At 40.5% G+C, this 15,479-nt stretch carries 15 protein-coding genes; 13 read left to right on the top strand and 2 right to left on the bottom strand.

Going from position 1 to position 15,479, the window contains the following annotated elements; all coding sequences use genetic code 11:
- Nucleotides 1–58 precede the first annotated feature (58 nt).
- Both FFM67_RS11025 and FFM67_RS11020 read left to right on the top strand, forming a co-directional pair.
- On the top strand, nucleotides 59–262 hold the full coding sequence (locus tag FFM67_RS11025) for a hypothetical protein (RefSeq protein WP_137614613.1): 204 nt from the start codon (nucleotides 59–61) through the stop codon (nucleotides 260–262).
- 115 nt (nucleotides 263–377) lie between these two features.
- A complete protein-coding gene (locus FFM67_RS11020) occupies nucleotides 378–1,841 on the top strand; it encodes an amidase (RefSeq protein WP_137614612.1) in 1,464 nt (487 codons plus the stop codon).
- Between the two features lie 272 nt (nucleotides 1,842–2,113).
- Here the strand turns inward: FFM67_RS11020 and rnhC are convergent, their stop codons facing one another.
- The gene (rnhC, locus tag FFM67_RS11015) at nucleotides 2,114–3,016 is read right to left on the bottom strand and encodes a ribonuclease HIII (RefSeq protein WP_137614611.1); all 903 of its coding nucleotides are present in this window, start codon (nucleotides 3,014–3,016) and stop codon (nucleotides 2,114–2,116) included.
- A gap of 137 nt (nucleotides 3,017–3,153) precedes the next feature.
- Between rnhC and zapA the strand changes: the two genes are divergently transcribed.
- The 11 genes from zapA to FFM67_RS10960 all read left to right on the top strand — a co-directional run bounded on the left by zapA (nucleotide 3,154) and on the right by FFM67_RS10960 (nucleotide 14,566).
- Entirely contained in the window at nucleotides 3,154–3,588 is a 435-nt protein-coding gene (gene zapA, locus FFM67_RS11010) for a cell division protein ZapA (protein WP_137614610.1), read from the top strand.
- Nucleotides 3,589–3,600: 12 nt separating this feature from the next.
- Nucleotides 3,601–4,149 (top strand): CvpA family protein, encoded by a 549-nt coding sequence (locus FFM67_RS11005; protein WP_137614609.1) that lies wholly within the window; start codon nucleotides 3,601–3,603, stop codon nucleotides 4,147–4,149.
- 169 nt (nucleotides 4,150–4,318) lie between these two features.
- Entirely contained in the window at nucleotides 4,319–6,679 is a 2,361-nt protein-coding gene (locus tag FFM67_RS11000) for an endonuclease MutS2 (protein ID WP_137614608.1), read from the top strand.
- 111 nt (nucleotides 6,680–6,790) lie between these two features.
- On the top strand, nucleotides 6,791–7,105 hold the full coding sequence (gene trxA, locus FFM67_RS10995; protein WP_137614607.1) for a thioredoxin: 315 nt from the start codon (nucleotides 6,791–6,793) through the stop codon (nucleotides 7,103–7,105).
- 202 nt (nucleotides 7,106–7,307) lie between these two features.
- On the top strand, nucleotides 7,308–9,083 hold the full coding sequence (uvrC, locus tag FFM67_RS10990; RefSeq protein ID WP_137614606.1) for an excinuclease ABC subunit UvrC: 1,776 nt from the start codon (nucleotides 7,308–7,310) through the stop codon (nucleotides 9,081–9,083).
- 86 nt (nucleotides 9,084–9,169) lie between these two features.
- Nucleotides 9,170–9,376, top strand: a complete 207-nt coding sequence (locus tag FFM67_RS10985; protein ID WP_071861073.1) for a helix-turn-helix transcriptional regulator — start codon at nucleotides 9,170–9,172, stop codon at nucleotides 9,374–9,376.
- Entirely contained in the window at nucleotides 9,373–9,840 is a 468-nt protein-coding gene (locus FFM67_RS10980; protein ID WP_246042983.1) for a DUF2178 domain-containing protein, read from the top strand. The genes FFM67_RS10985 and FFM67_RS10980 overlap by 4 nt, the downstream gene beginning before the upstream one ends.
- A gap of 11 nt (nucleotides 9,841–9,851) precedes the next feature.
- The gene (locus FFM67_RS10975; protein WP_137614605.1) at nucleotides 9,852–10,751 is read left to right on the top strand and encodes an ABC transporter ATP-binding protein; all 900 of its coding nucleotides are present in this window, start codon (nucleotides 9,852–9,854) and stop codon (nucleotides 10,749–10,751) included.
- Nucleotides 10,744–12,003: an ABC transporter permease gene (locus FFM67_RS10970; RefSeq protein WP_137614604.1), complete on the top strand. Its 1,260-nt coding sequence runs from the start codon at nucleotides 10,744–10,746 to the stop codon at nucleotides 12,001–12,003. Before FFM67_RS10975 ends, FFM67_RS10970 begins: the two co-directional genes overlap by 8 nt.
- Before the next feature lie 119 nt (nucleotides 12,004–12,122).
- The gene (locus FFM67_RS10965; RefSeq protein WP_170178036.1) at nucleotides 12,123–12,902 is read left to right on the top strand and encodes an aldo/keto reductase; all 780 of its coding nucleotides are present in this window, start codon (nucleotides 12,123–12,125) and stop codon (nucleotides 12,900–12,902) included.
- A 215-nt stretch (nucleotides 12,903–13,117) separates the two neighbouring features.
- Nucleotides 13,118–14,566 (top strand): alanine/glycine:cation symporter family protein, encoded by a 1,449-nt coding sequence (locus FFM67_RS10960; protein ID WP_137614602.1) that lies wholly within the window; start codon nucleotides 13,118–13,120, stop codon nucleotides 14,564–14,566.
- Between the two features lie 62 nt (nucleotides 14,567–14,628).
- Here the strand turns inward: FFM67_RS10960 and FFM67_RS10955 are convergent, their stop codons facing one another.
- On the bottom strand, nucleotides 14,629–15,354 hold the full coding sequence (locus FFM67_RS10955) for a gamma-glutamyl-gamma-aminobutyrate hydrolase family protein (protein WP_137614601.1): 726 nt from the start codon (nucleotides 15,352–15,354) through the stop codon (nucleotides 14,629–14,631).
- Between the last annotated feature and the right edge of the window lie 125 nt (nucleotides 15,355–15,479).

The following is a 15,479-nucleotide window of genomic DNA, read 5'->3' as shown; positions in this document are numbered from 1 at the left end:
TAATATCATATTTCGGTAGAATATAAAATTAACTCAAAAAAGATTGGATGTGTGGGCTATGGGGCAGGTATCACCTTCGAAATATGTGCTGAAGGATATTGTACAATTTAGAGTCGCAAACGATATTTTAACTGGTGTCATTGAGCTTGCTGATTTTCCGCGATCTTCCAGAATAAACTACCGTTCCTATGATATTTTTGTTGAAGAACGTGGCTGTTCCTTTAAACATGTCCCAGAGTCTGATGTTCTGAAAAAAATTTAAGTTGAGTATAAAAGACCTGTCGAGTAAAGCTGTCATACTGCTCGTCAGGTCTTTTACTAGTATTCATGGAAAATATTTGTGATAATGAAGCAAACTTAAGAAGGCGGTGTTATGGGTGAAGGATGCTACTTATTGGGCAGAAAAGCTAAGGAAAAAAGAAGTCAGCTTTTCTGAATTACTAGGAGTTTTTTCAGAACAGGCACGTTTGAAAAATTCTGTTTTAAATGCTTTTGTCTCTACAATGGAACAAGATGCAGTGCAAGAATATCAAAATCAGGCAAACATTCTTGAACGGCCTTTCGCCGGTTTGCCGATTCCATTAAAAATGTTAGGACAAGAAAAAAAAGGTTGGTTAAACACCTCGGGATCAAAATTATTGAGAGAACATCGATCAAATCAGACGAGTTACTTTACGAAGCGATTAATAAAAAACGGGCTGATTCCTTTTGCTCAAACCAATGTGCCAGAGTTTGGCTTTAAAAATATTACCGATGCAGAGATTTATGGTCTCGTAAAAAATCCATGGAATTTGGATCACTACTCAGGAGGATCCAGCGGTGGCGCAGCGAGTGCTGTAGCAGAGGGAATCGTTCCGTTGGCGGCGGCTAGTGACGGTGGCGGTTCGATTCGGATTCCGGCTTCTTTTTGCGGCTTGATCGGTTTAAAGCCTTCGCGAGGAACGATGCCAGCGGGACCTTCTGGTTGGCGAGGTTGGCAGGGAGCGTCGATCGATTTTGCTTTGACTGTCTCCATGCGAGATACCGAACGACTTTTTTACGGAATGCGTGGAATTGCTAGTGCAGCGCCTTACCAGGCTTCTAAAATAGAATGGCAACAGCACACAGCAGCCCAAAAGAAAGAATTGAAAATTGCGGTTATCATCGATTCCCCTATTGACTCAGAGGTTTCTTCTGAAGCGGTGAAAGCCGTTGAAGCGGCCAGAGATTTTTTGATTAAGCAACATCATCAAGTAGAGATGATTTCTTATCCAGTAAATGGGCGTCAGTTAATCAATAGCTATTATTTAATGAATGGCGGAGAAACGGCGGCGATGTTTGCGGGAATTGAAAAAAACTTGGCTCGCCCCCTTGAGATAAATGACATGGAACTGATGACTTGGGGAATCTATCAATATGGTCGCAAAATTTCGGCAGCCCATTACATCCAAACGTTAAATGAATGGGATCAAGCAGCTTATCAAATGGAAGAATTGTTTACTCGTTATGATTTATTATTGACACCGACTACTGCATCGACTGCGCCGAAACTGACAGAAGATCTGCAAAGTCCAGAAATACGAGATGGATTGACAGTATCATCTAGTTTATCTGAAAATGAATTGGCAAAATTGGTTGAGAGAATGTTTGAAAAAAGTTTACGAATCACTCCCTATACGCAGCTCGCCAATTTGACAGGTCAGCCAGCAATCAGTTTACCTACCGCTGTAACGGAAAAAGGTCTGCCCTTAGGAATCCAATTTACCGCTGCCCGCGGAAGAGAGGATCTACTGTTTCAAGTTGGAAAGCTATTTGAAGAAAAATATGGCTTTTACTTACCGGCTCACTATCAAAAAAACTAAAAAATAGATACTACTTTTTTACCAGCTAAATTAGTTAAAGTTTTTTGATGATTCTTTCTGACGGTAATGCAGTAATTAGTGCCGAAAAAAAGGTGGCTACCGTTGATTCAGCCGATGTACCTGGCCAATTACAGTTAGGATTACAAGCCGGCGTTTAGTTGTTGAGAAGAATGGTTTAGCAGACCTCCTGCATTGTGAAATGTAAGTCTTATCTGGGCGACGAAGTTGTGAAAAAAGAACCAGCCCAAAATTTTCGTGGGTTGGTTCTCTTTTTAAACTAGTTTTTGAGCTTTTTCAGTATTGGCAAAATGGAGCTTTGCATATTTTTTTAATAAGGACATGCCACCTTGACGCAATAGTTTCGCTGCTAATTCATCAGAAGGCTTACCGGCACCAGACGGAACCTTGGCTCCTAGTGTGTGTGAGGCGGCGTCTAATTCCTCTAAAAAACTAGCTCGACTAATAATCGATGCTGCGGCCACAGCTAGATGATACTGCTCGCCTTTAGTGACGAAATAAATTTTTTCTTTTACAGGTTGCGTCTCTTGTTTTACGTATTTTTGATAGTTGGCTTCAGGAGTGAATTGGTCGATTAAAATCGCATCGGGCTTTACCGGTGCGATTTGTTCTAACAGTAATCGGATCGCTTGATTATGTAAGGCCACTTTCATGCGGACCGCGTTGTATTTTGGCTGGATTTCATTATATTTTTCCGGCTGAAGCACTAATAATTTATAGGGAATCAATTCTTTGATCGTTTTTGCCATACTGCGAATTTGGTCATCCGTCAGCATCTTGGAATCTTTGACGCCTAATTTTTTTAATGCTGTTAGATGTTCATTATCCGCGTAAGCAGCACAAACACAGAGGGGACCGAAATAACTGCCATTACCAACTTCGTCACTGCCTAGAACAGCCAATGAAGCAAAATTCGCCGGTAGACTCCCACTGGTCTTAGTTGACGCTGTGGCTGGTTTGCCCCAGCGAGCCGCCTCGGTCTCAGCATTGTTTCCTTGAAACAAAACTTTACCAGAAGTGTAGGCGGTAATGCTTACGCCATTTTTTTTGGCTGAGAACTCACTGTAAGGAACATTTTTGTGTAACAAATAGTCTGTGTAATAATTTCTTAATTTTTGGATTTCTGATTTTGTTAATTTTAGGACAGTCGCGCTCATAAATTTTCTCTTTTCTTTAATTAATTAGTAATTGATTGGTGAAAGTTGTACATACGAATGGTTTTAGCATATAATATACTAGTATTTTTGTCATCACGTGATTTAAGTAAAATAAGTTTTTAGGAAGGTTGATCACTATGGCGCAAAACCGCTATAAGGCAGTCGTTGCCGGTCAGACTTATACTATCATTGGCCAAGAATCCAAGCAACATATGGATATGGTCACCGCGGTGGTCAATGAGCAGTTAAATGAAATTATGTCTTTATCTCCTGAGATCACACAAGAAAATGCTGCTATGTTGTTAGCAATCAATGCGGTTTCGGACCAGTTAAAGAAACAAGAAGAATTAATTAAAATGGAAAAGCAACAGTTCACTTTAGATGGACAGGCGGCGCATAATCTTGAGCTGGAAAATCGCATCAAGAAAATCGAAGCGATCGAGGCTGAAGCTAAAGAAATCATGCGGAAAAATGGACAAGGCGATGTGCCAATCCGCAATCACGTAGAGGCACAACAAATTGTCAACGAAAACCGCAAGCGTGAGATCCAAAAAAGAGCGGCAAATAAATAAGTGAGGGATACTATGTTAACATTGGTAATTTTATTTGCAATCTTACTTTCTTTTTACTCAGGTTATCGGCGAGGGCTGGCGTATCAGTTAGTATTTGTTGTCGGCTACGCACTGTCATTTGTCGTGGCCATGATGTTCTATCAGAGATTAGGCTCACATTTAGATTTATTCGTTCCTTACCCGTCAGTAACGAGCAATTCCAAAATGGTTTACTATTCCATCGAGCAGGCCTTTAATCTGGACAAAGCTTTTTACGCAGGGACTGCTTTTATCTTGATTTTAGTTATTGGCTGGTTATTGACCCATCTAATCGCCATCTTTTTTAAAGATTTGCTATTTCGAGTGATGATCCCGCAATATGACGGACTCATTGCTGGGATTTTGCAAGTGTTCATTGTGTATCTCGCGATTTTCTTACTATTGAAAGCCGTCAGCTTTGTACCAATGGCTTTGGTTCAAGATCAATTGGAAAAAAGTGGGTTGGCCCGTTTTATCATCGAACACTCATTATTCTTGAGTCCGATGTTTGAAAATCTATGGGTCACCAGAATTATTGGGTGACTATTGCATAAAGTAAAGACCGAGACGCTGTTTGACAGGTTTCGGTTTATTTAATGAAAGAACCGATTGGTGGAAGATCAGGGCGCTCAACGTCCGGCTTCGTGAACGAATTGTGGAAAAGCAAAAGAAGTTCGCGAGGTCTTTCTAATTAGATATAGAAGGTGAAAAAATGAATGAACGCATTCTAAAAACATTGGAGTTCGAACAAGTAAAAAATAAGATTCAACAATCTTTAACCACGGAACAAGGCGAGGCAGAAATCCGCCAGCTACAGCCTTCTAGTGATGAGGCCACCATTCAGGCTTGGCTGGACGAAACCGAGGATGCCATGAAGGTTCAACGTTTACGAGGGGGACTGCCGATTCCTAAATTGAACAATATCAACCCCCACATGAAACGAATCGAAATTGGTGCTAACTTGAACGGGTTGGAATTAGCGGAAGTATCTCGGGTACTTTCAACGACTAGCGAGTTGGTTCGTTTTATTGAAGACTTAAGAGACAGCGAGCAAGAATTTTTACGGCTTTATTTTTGGGAAGATCAACTTACAACTTTGCCTGAACTGAGCGGAAAACTTCGTCGCTCAGTAGAAGAAGATGGGCGTATTCGAGATGAAGCATCCTCGGAATTACGGACAATCCGGGCCCAAATCCGACGCAGTGAGCAGACGATTCGTGAACAGCTAGACGGATTGATTCGTGGAAAAAACGCGAAGTATTTGAGTGACAGCCTGATCACGATGCGAAATGATCGCTATGTCATTCCGGTAAAACAAGAATATCGCGGTATTTTTGGCGGCGTGGTTCACGACCAAAGTGCTTCTGGGCAGACATTATTTATGGAACCAAAACAAATCGTCGAATTAAACAATCGTTTGCGTCAGCAGCAAATTGCGGAACGAACGGAAATTGAACGGATCTTAGCGGAGCTGTCAGCTGAATTAGTGGCCCCTCGTAAAGATATTTTACATAACGCCTATGTTTTAGGCCGTTTTGACTTAATGAATGCGAAAGCGCGGTTTGCTAAAGACTTAAAAGCAGTCGTCCCAACCATCAATCATGAAAATCATGTCTATTTCAAACAAGCTCGTCATCCGCTATTGGATCAAGACAAAGCGGTGGCCAATGACATCATGATTGGTGAAGATTTTCAAGCGGTAGTAATTACCGGACCGAATACCGGGGGAAAAACGATCTCCTTAAAAACATTAGGACTCTTGCAACTAATGGGTCAAGCAGGGATGCCGTTGCCAGTCGCTGAAGAAAGTGTGATGGGAATCTTTGATGAGATTTTTGCGGATATCGGTGACGAACAGTCCATCGAGCAAAGCCTATCAACCTTTTCTTCTCATATGACAAACATCGTGTCAATCTTAGATAAAATCGATGAACACAGTTTGGTTTTATTTGATGAGCTGGGAGCGGGGACTGATCCGCAAGAAGGTGCGGCTTTGGCGATCGCGATTCTCGATGAGGTGGGGACAAAATCTGCCTACGTCATGGCGACGACCCATTACCCAGAATTAAAAATTTACGGCTACAATCGTTCGAATACGATCAATGCCAGTATGGAATTTGATGTCGATACGTTAAGCCCGACGTATCGCTTGTTGATTGGCGTGCCAGGTCGTAGTAATGCTTTCGAAATTTCTCGCCGACTAGGTTTAGACGCGACGGTGATTGAGAGTGCAAAACAGATCATTGACGAGGAAAGCCAAGATTTGAACGAGATGATCTCTGATTTAGAAAACCAACGAAAAGCAACGGAAACCGAATACTTGGAGATTCGTCATTATGTCGATGAATCTGAAAAGTTGTATCGTGACTTGAAAAATGCCTATTCTTATTTCTTTGATGAACGCGAAAAAGAAATGGACAAGGCTCGTAAAGAAGCAAATAAAATTGTTAATGAAGCACAAGAAAACGCGGAGAAAATCATCAAAGAAATCCGTCAAATGCAGCTGTCTGGGCAAGGTAATGTGAAAGAACATCAGTTGATTGATGCCAAGAGCCAATTAGCTGATTTACAACAAGACGAGCACCTGACTAAAAATAAAGTGCTGCAAAAAGCGAAAGCCAAAAAACAATTTAAGCCAAACGATGAAGTCATCGTAGAAACTTATGGTCAACGAGGAACATTGATCAAAAAAGTGGGCGACGATCAGTGGCAAGTCCAATTAGGAATCTTGAAGATGACTGTTGCAGAAGCGGATATGACGTTAACAACGCCGATCGAAGAACCCAAACAACGAGTCGTTACCGGCGTTCAACGGGGGGCGAGTGCCCGCGTGAAGCCTGAGCTAGATTTACGCGGTAAACGTTATGAAGAAGCGATGGCGGAAGTTGATCAATATATTGATGCAGCGCTACTTGCAAACTTTGCCCAAGTTCGCATCATTCACGGCAAAGGAACCGGTGCGTTACGAAAGGGAATCACTGATTATCTGAAAAATAATCGCAATGTCCAAAGCTTTGAATTTGCTCCCGCAAACCAAGGCGGCAATGGTGCAACGGTGGTAACATTTAAATAGTTTACAAGTGTAAGCAGAAGAGTAGCGTAGAAAAAGCCAGCGTGCTATACTACTTTTAGTAAGAAAAAGGATACACAATTAGTATCCGAAGCGAATATAGGAGGAATTCAAATGTCACAAGTAGTTACTGATAAAACGTTTAGCGAAGAAACAGATAGCGGACTTGTCTTAATCGACTTTTGGGCAACTTGGTGTGGTCCTTGTCGTATGCAAGCACCGATCTTAGAGCAATTATCTGAAGAATATGACGAAGATGAATTCAGAATCGTAAAAATGGATGTGGATGAAAATCCTGAAACGCCAGCATCATTTGGCATTATGAGCATCCCAACTCTTGTTTTGAAAAAAGATGGACAAGTTGTTGATAAAGTGATTGGTGTTCATACAAAGGATCAACTACAAGAGTTAATCAAGACTCATATGTAATGTAAGGATAAGGTTGTGACAGAAGTTACTTTTGTCACGCTATTCATGAATAGGGAGATATGACAGATTTTGTCGTATCTCTCTTTTTACGATTAAAATTTATTTCTACAAAAGAAGACCTGAAAGAATGACATCAGAAAGAGTGGTAGTATACTAACTATAGGCAGTTCAAAAGTCTTTTTGATGGGAAGGGAAACAACGCATGAACGAAAGAATCAAGAATAAATTAGCGATCTTGCCAGATCAACCGGGCTGCTATTTAATGAAAGATAAAAATGGTACGATTATTTATGTAGGGAAGGCCAAAATTTTAAAAAATCGTGTCCGTTCGTATTTCACTGGCAGTCATAATACCAAGACGGAGCGGTTAGTTAGCGAGATTGAAGATTTTGAATACATAGTGACCGAATCCAACATCGAAGCATTACTACTTGAGATCAATTTGATCAAGAAAAATGATCCTAAGTACAATATCATGTTGAAGGACGACAAGACGTATCCATTTTTAAAAATCACCAACGAAAAATATCCACGTTTGATGATTACTCGGAAAGTTTTGAAGGACAAGGCCCATTATTTTGGTCCGTATCCTGACGTCAACGCGGCGAATGAAACCAAAAAACTATTGGATCGCCTATTTCCGTTACGAAAATGCAAGCCGTCACAAAAAACACCGTGCCTGTACTACCATTTAGGTCAATGTCTCTGTCCCTATGCCTTTCATGTAGACCCACAAGTCTATAAAGACATGGTAGAAGAAATCAAAAACTTTCTTAATGGCGGACACACTGAGATTCAAGATCAGCTAGTTGCGAAAATGAATCAAGCGGCATTGGATATGGAATTTGAAAAGGCGGCGGAATATCGTGATCAAATTAAAGCGATTGAAACTGTCATGACCAAACAAAAGATGACGAATACGGATCTGGTCGATCGGGATATTTTTGGTTATGCGACAGACAAAGGCTGGATGTGTGTGCAAGTCTTCTTCGTTCGTCAAGGAAAATTGATCGAACGAGATGTTTCGATGTTCCCTTTTTATAATGAAGCAGAGGAAGATTTCTTAACTTATATTGGACGATTCTATCAGGAAAATGAGCATTTTATTCCAAAAGAAGTCTTGATCCCGGACAGTATCGACAAGCCAAGTGTCGAAGTGATGCTGGATACGAAGGTATTGCAACCACAACGAGGAGAAAAGAAGAAATTGGTGAAACTGGCCGGTAAAAATGCACAGGTTGCCTTGAATGAAAAATTTGACTTAATTGGTCGCAGTGAAGCTCGGACAATTGGAGCCGTGGAAAAATTAGGCGATGCGATGAATATTCCGGCGCCAATACGGATCGAAGCTTTTGATAACTCCAATATCATGGGGACCGATCCAGTTTCAGCGATGGTCGTTTTTATCGATGGAAAACCAGCTAAGAAAGAATATCGTAAATACAAAATCAAAACCGTTAAAGGCCCCGATGACTATGCCTCTATGCGAGAAGTTATTTATCGCCGCTATTCTCGAGTTTTAAAGGAAGGCTTACCATTCCCGGATCTGATTGTGATCGACGGAGGGAAAGGCCAAGTAGATGTTGCCAAGGATGTGCTGGCCAATCAATTGGGGATAGACATTCCAATTGCGGGGTTGGCGAAAAATGATAAGCATAAAACCAGTGAATTATTGTACGGCCCAGAATTAATGGTTGTCCCACTGGAACGTAACTCGCAAGAATTTTTCTTGTTGCAGCGGATTCAAGATGAAGTCCATCGCTTTGCCATTACCTTTCATCGGCAATTGCGAAGTAAAAATAGTTTTGCTTCGAAACTGGATCATATCGATGGATTAGGACCAAAACGTAAAAAAATGCTGCTAAAGGAATTTAAATCATTAAAAAATATTCAAGCGGCCTCTATCGAAGAATTACAAAAAGTCGGATTGCCAAAAGCAGTCGCTGAGAAGACGCACCAACAACTACAGAAAAAATAATGTATAGCACCCTTTACATAAAAAGTAAAGGGTGCTATACTTTTTGGAACAAAAGTAAAGGACACTGTACATGAAGGGGTGATCGTTTGCAGAATCGGATTCAAAAGTTACGGAAAGAGCGCAAGCTGACCCAAAGCGATTTGGCTGACCAATTAGAAGTGACACGTCAAACGATTATTTCTTTGGAAAATGGTCGTTACAATGCTTCGTTGATTTTAGCCTATAAGATTGCTCGTTTTTTTGACTTGACGATTGAAGATATTTTTATTTTTGAAGAGGAGGAAGAAGAATGATGGAAAAATTATCCAAAGCTGACCGCGAATATCGTGAGAAATTGCGTAAGTTTAATATAAGCTATTTTATAGCGGTCCTTTTCATGATTGTTTGTATGGTAATTCTTCTGATTGGGCCGCGAGTCTATCAGCTGGAAATCAGTGAATCCGCCGCGGGCTTTTTAATGGGCTTTTTTTCCTCTATCACAATTGTTTTCATTCTTTTCATTTTGCGGAATCGTCAGATTATGCAAGACCCAAAAAAATTGAGAATGCAGCGTATTGCGCGCACGGATGAACGAAATGTGCAGATCAACGGCAAAGCACTTCGTTTCACTAGCTTCGTAATGAGCTTCGTCTTAGTTCTTCTGAGTATGATCGGCAGTTTTATTTCAAGGGAATTAATGTATACGGCAACTTGTTTGCTATGGGTATTTCTAATCAGTTATCTGGCGGGCTATTTTTATTTCAAAAAGAAATTATAAGGAGTGAGGAAATGTTACAAGTTGAGCACTTGAGTAAAAGCTTCGGCACGTATAAGGCATTAGATAATATGGATTTTACGATCGAAGACGGGAAAATTTTAGGATTGATTGGACAAAACGGAGCGGGGAAGACAACAACCTTCCGTTTGATTTTAGATTTTCTATCGAAGGATTCTGGAACTGTTTCTTGGAATGGACATCCACTGTCTGGTAAAGACTACGACATGATTGGCTACTTGCCTGAAGAGCGTGGGTTGTATCCAAAAGTAACGATTGAAAATCAATTATTATTCTTTGCCTCGTTGCGGGGAAAAAGCAAACAAGAAATCGCCCCTAAAATTGACGAATGGATGGGAAAGTTCCAAGTCAAAGGAAAGAAAACCGATAAAGTAAAATCCCTTTCTAAAGGGAATCAGCAAAAGGTTCAATTGATCTCAACACTGATTCATGAGCCAAAGCTAGTTATTTTGGATGAACCCTTTAGCGGATTAGACCCAGTCAATGCGGAACTACTAAAAAATGGCATCATCGAGTTAAAGGAAAAGGGCTCTTGTGTCATCTTCTCTAGTCACAACATGGACAATGTTGAAAAAATCTGTGACCACTTGATTATGTTGAATAACGGTAAAACTGTTTTGAATGGTAAGGTTCATGAAATTCGCGAATCCTTTGGTCGGAGTAAATTATATTTGGAATCACATATGACGCAAGAACAACTAAACGCGTTTCCAGGTGTGCAGTCGGTGCTGTCAAAAGAGGATGGTAGCTTTGACATTACTTTAGATGATCCTAGCGCTGGGCAAGCAATCTTTACAGAGGCGACGAAGGATGGCTATATCCCAATGTTTAATCAGCAACCGCCAACCCTTGAAGAAATTTTTAAATGGAAAGCAGGTGCGTCAAATGAGTAAAATGGGCATTATCATTAAAGACGTTTACAAGAAAAACGTGAAATCCACGGCATTCGTTATTATGATCTTAGCGCCGTTTTTCGTGATGGGAATTTTCTATTTGTCTCAACATTTCTTCGGGGATGCCAATGATATCAGCACGATTGGGATCGTGACTGACCAACCGGCGGTAGCGGAGCAGTTGGCAAAGACGAAAAACAAAGACTATACGTTTAAAACGGTGGATGGCGATAAAAAAGCGCAACAGCAACTGGAAGATAAAAAAATTGACGCCTATCTTGATTTAAAAATAGGGGAAGATCAACTATCTGGGAAACTTTATAGTAAAGCATCGCTAGGCACCTCAACGGAAACACAATTGCAACAAATCTTAAGTTCAATGCAGGCAAGTATTCGCGCGAGTCAGTTGAATTTAACCACGGCCCAAGTACAAAAGGTAATGGAACCGGCAAAATTTGATTCAACCAAGGTCTCTTTTGAGAATGGAGAAATGAAAAGTGACGATGGGGATTCCGGTATCCAATTTATTTTAAGCTTCTTAACGACGATCATTATGTTTATGTTCATCACTAGCTATTCCTCGATTATCGCTCAGGAGATCGCTTCGGAAAAGGGTACACGGATTATGGAGGTTTTACTATCCAGCATGAAAGCCAAGAGTCATTACTACGGCAAGCTTTTAGGTGTTTTACTGGTAGCTTTGACGCAACTATTGATCTACGTGGTGGCGATTGTTGTCGCCTTCCGTCAATTTAAGGATCTACCGATACTGCAAGGCTTCATAAATAATGTCTCTATCAAGAGTCTTTTAGGAACAAACGTTGCCTTGATTATTGGCTTTATGTTGATTGGAATATTCTTATATGCCGTTCTTTCGGCGTTGTGTGGATCGTTAGTCAGTAAGCCGGAGGATACCGCCAAGGCAGTACAGCCAGTGATGTATCTTTCAATGATCGGGTATATGCTGGGCTTAATCTTAGGTGCTTCTGATCCGACCAATATGATTATTAAAATTACGTCATACATTCCCTTCTTATCGTCTTACAGCATGCCGATCCGTTTGGCAACGGGCACAGCCGAAATGTCTAGTGCTTTCGTTTCTCTCGGGATCTTAATTGTCTTTACAATTTTCTTAACGGCTTTCTCTGCACAATTATATAAATCCAATGTTTTGGTTTATAGTGAAGGTGGAGCATGGACTGCATTGAAGCAATCGATTTCTATTATGCAAAATAATCGTAAAGCTAAATAAACAAAGTAGTTGACCCAATGTCAAAAGACCCTCACAATAAAAAGATACGATAGGTTACAGTACCCAAATGAGGAGGTAAGTTGGTGAAAAATACGAAGCGATTAGCCAATGGAATTGAAATGCCGCGCTTAGGTTTAGGCGTTTGGCGTGTGGAGGAAAAGGACGCGACGAATTCTGTTAAGTGGGCCATCGAAAGTGGCTATCATCTGATCGATACCGCTGCTGTTTATAAAAATGAAAAGGGCGTTGGCGAAGGTATCCGCGTATCGGGAATCAAACGTGAAGAATTGTTTGTGACTACGAAGCTGTGGAATGCCGATCAAGGGTACGAATCCGCTCATAAGGCTTTTGATGAGAGCTTGGAGCGCTTAGGTCTTGATTATGTGGATCTTTATTTGATTCATTGGCCGGTGGAAGGAAAATTCAATGACTCGTGGCGGGCAATGGAAGAAATTTACGAGAGCGGGCGGGCAAAAGCGATTGGTGTTTCTAATTTCCACCAGCATCATATTGAAGAACTGATGACTACCGCTAAAATCAAGCCAATGGTGGATCAGATTGAGCTACATCCAACGTTGACACAAGTAGAATTGCGGGAATATTTGATGCAAGCTGGGATCGCAGTTGAAGCGTGGTCACCTCTAGGACAAGGAAAAATTTTGCAAAATTCAACTCTTATCGAAATCGGTGAGAAGCATCAAAAAACAGCTGCTCAAGTGATTATTCGCTGGCATTTGCAAAGTGAGATCATCGTCATTCCAAAATCTGTTCATGAAGAACGGATTAAAGAGAACTTTGAGGTATTTGATTTTGAATTAAGCAATGAGGAAATGAAACAAATTGATGGGTTGAATATTAATGAACGCTTAGATGCCGATCCGGATAAGTTTGATTTTTAATTAATTATAAAAACTGTTTACGAGCATATGAAAGGGTCAATGACTCTTTCATATGCTTTTTATTTATAAAAAAGGACATTGCTTCAAAAAAAAGAGTTCACAGTCTAAAAATCATTCAAAATGAGGAATTTAATAATGCAAAACAAGTATTATTTCAATAAAATGAACGTTCAATTAAAAAATGTGGTAAAATGGCAAAAAAAGGGAGGGGTACCATGGATGGTTTTTTATCAAATCTTAATTCTTTGATTTGGGGAGCACCAATGATCCTATTGATTTTAGGAATCGGTATTTTATTGACTGTCGGCTGTCGGATGATTCAGCTTCGTAAATTGCCACTTGCATTGAAGTATATGGTTAAAAATGAAGAAGGCGGTGCAGGGGATGTCACCAGCTTTCAAGCATTGTGTACAGCGTTATCTGCAACGATCGGCACTGGAAATATTGTAGGTGTCGCCACTGCCATTGTAGCTGGTGGACCTGGTGCTTTGTTCTGGCTGGAATTGGCCGGATTATTTGGAATGGCGACTAAGTATGCCGAAGGGTTATTAGCGGTGAAATATCGAACTTTTGATGACCACGGGAAAGCGTTAGGCGGGCCATTTTATTACATTGAAAATGGGTTGGGTCAAAAATGGAAATGGTTAGCTAAAATGTTTGCCTTTTTCGGAGCAATCGCTGGTGTGATCGGAATTGGAACAATTGCTCAAATCAATGGAATTACTTCAGCTGCGGAAACTTTTTTTGATCCAAACAAAGCGAATACGATCACTTTGTTTGGTAATCAGTATTCATGGGCAGTAATTATTTCAGGAGCAGTGGTTACATTACTAGTTGCAATTGTATTGATCGGAGGCGTGCAACGAATCGCCCGCGTATCAGAAATTATTGTTCCATTAATGATCGTGATTTATGTCAGCTTATGCTTGTTCATGATCGTAATTAATATTACAAAGTTGCCAGCGGTAATTGTTGAAATTGTCCAAAGCGCCTTTGGTTTACGGGCTGTTTCTGGTGGCGCACTAGGAGCTATGATGATTGCAATGCAAAAAGGGATCGCTCGTGGAATCTTCTCTAATGAATCTGGGCTGGGGAGTGCACCAATCGCAGCAGCGGCAGCGCAATCAAAAGAACCTGTACGCCAAGGGTTGGTATCCATGACCGGAACGTTCATTGATACATTAGTTGTTTGTAACATGACCGGAATGGCCATCATCTTAACTGGAGCATGGAAAACAGGGTTAGAAGGATCCGCTGTGACTATTTTTGCCTTTTCCGAGGCCTTGCCGATCTCGCAAAACATTGCTTCGTTATTATTGATGACTTGTTTAGCCTTTTTCGCCTTTACGACAATTTTAGGTTGGAATTATTATTCAGAACGTTGCTTAAGCTACTTAACAGGTGGAAATACTAAATTTTCTACTGCTTTTCGCGTACTATATATTTTCGCAGTTTTCATTGGGCCCTATTTGACTGTGACAGCAGTTTGGACAATCGCTGATATTTTTAACGGCTTAATGGCCTTTCCAAATATCGTCGCATTGATTCTACTAAGTCCGGTAGTATTTAAAGAAACAAAAGATTACTTTGAACGCCTTGCAAAGGATCCTGAAATGGATCTTGTCGGCAGTTCATTCGTTGAAATCACTCCTGAAGATGATTAAAATAAGAGAGCGAAGAACAATTTTTGTTCTTCGCTCTCGTTGTATCGTATCTGTTTTAAAAATTACTCAAATTCTTGGACAAAAAAATCAAAGAGATTTTGTTCTTTTGGATCATTTTGACGGGTTAATTCAGGATGCCACTGGACGCCTAGAATTTTATTGTTTTGTTCGCGACTCTCTACGGCTTCGACAATTCGGTCAGAAGACCATGCGATTGGGACGAGACTTTCAGCTAAGTCTTTCAATGCTTGATGGTGGTATGAATTTACTTGTGCACGCTCTCCAAATAAGGGAGCTAATGTGGAATCACCTTTAATCGTAATTGAATGTAAACCAAAGTCAGGAACCGTTGGAAACATATCGTGTTTGACTTCCCAATCAGGATATTCTGACAAGTCTTGATATAAAGACCCACCTAACGTCACATTCAGAAGTTGTGTCCCACGGCAAACAGTCAAGATTGGCTTGTCTTGCTTGATGGCTTCTTTGATCAAAGCCATTTCAAAACGATCTCGATCGATGCTTGTCGGACCAAGCTTTGGATGCGGTTCTTCATTATACAAGAAAGGCGTAACATCTTGACCACCCGCTAATAATAGTTTATCGATTGTTTGGATGTACTCACCGGCAAGCTCAGGATCACTGATAGGAAGCAAAACAGGAATGCCTCCGGCTTGGTGTACGCCATCAATAAAACCTTGAGGGCTATAAGTAAATTGTTGATCAAAAAAATCTTGGTTATTTTGATAATGTTGATTCGCTGCGATACCGATGATTGGTTTTTTCAAAAAAAGACACTCCTTTTTAAGTTATGTTCGATGATTTATTTAATAGAATCGCCGATTGTAAAATTAAGCTAGACAAATAAAAAAGTCATTTGTGCTACACTCAAGATAGTTCCCGCAAAAGAATT

Source organism: Enterococcus viikkiensis, assembly GCF_005405345.1.
Classification (GTDB): Bacteria; Bacillota; Bacilli; order Lactobacillales; family Enterococcaceae; genus Enterococcus_A; species Enterococcus_A viikkiensis.
This window is presented reverse-complemented; position numbering and strand designations above follow the sequence as displayed.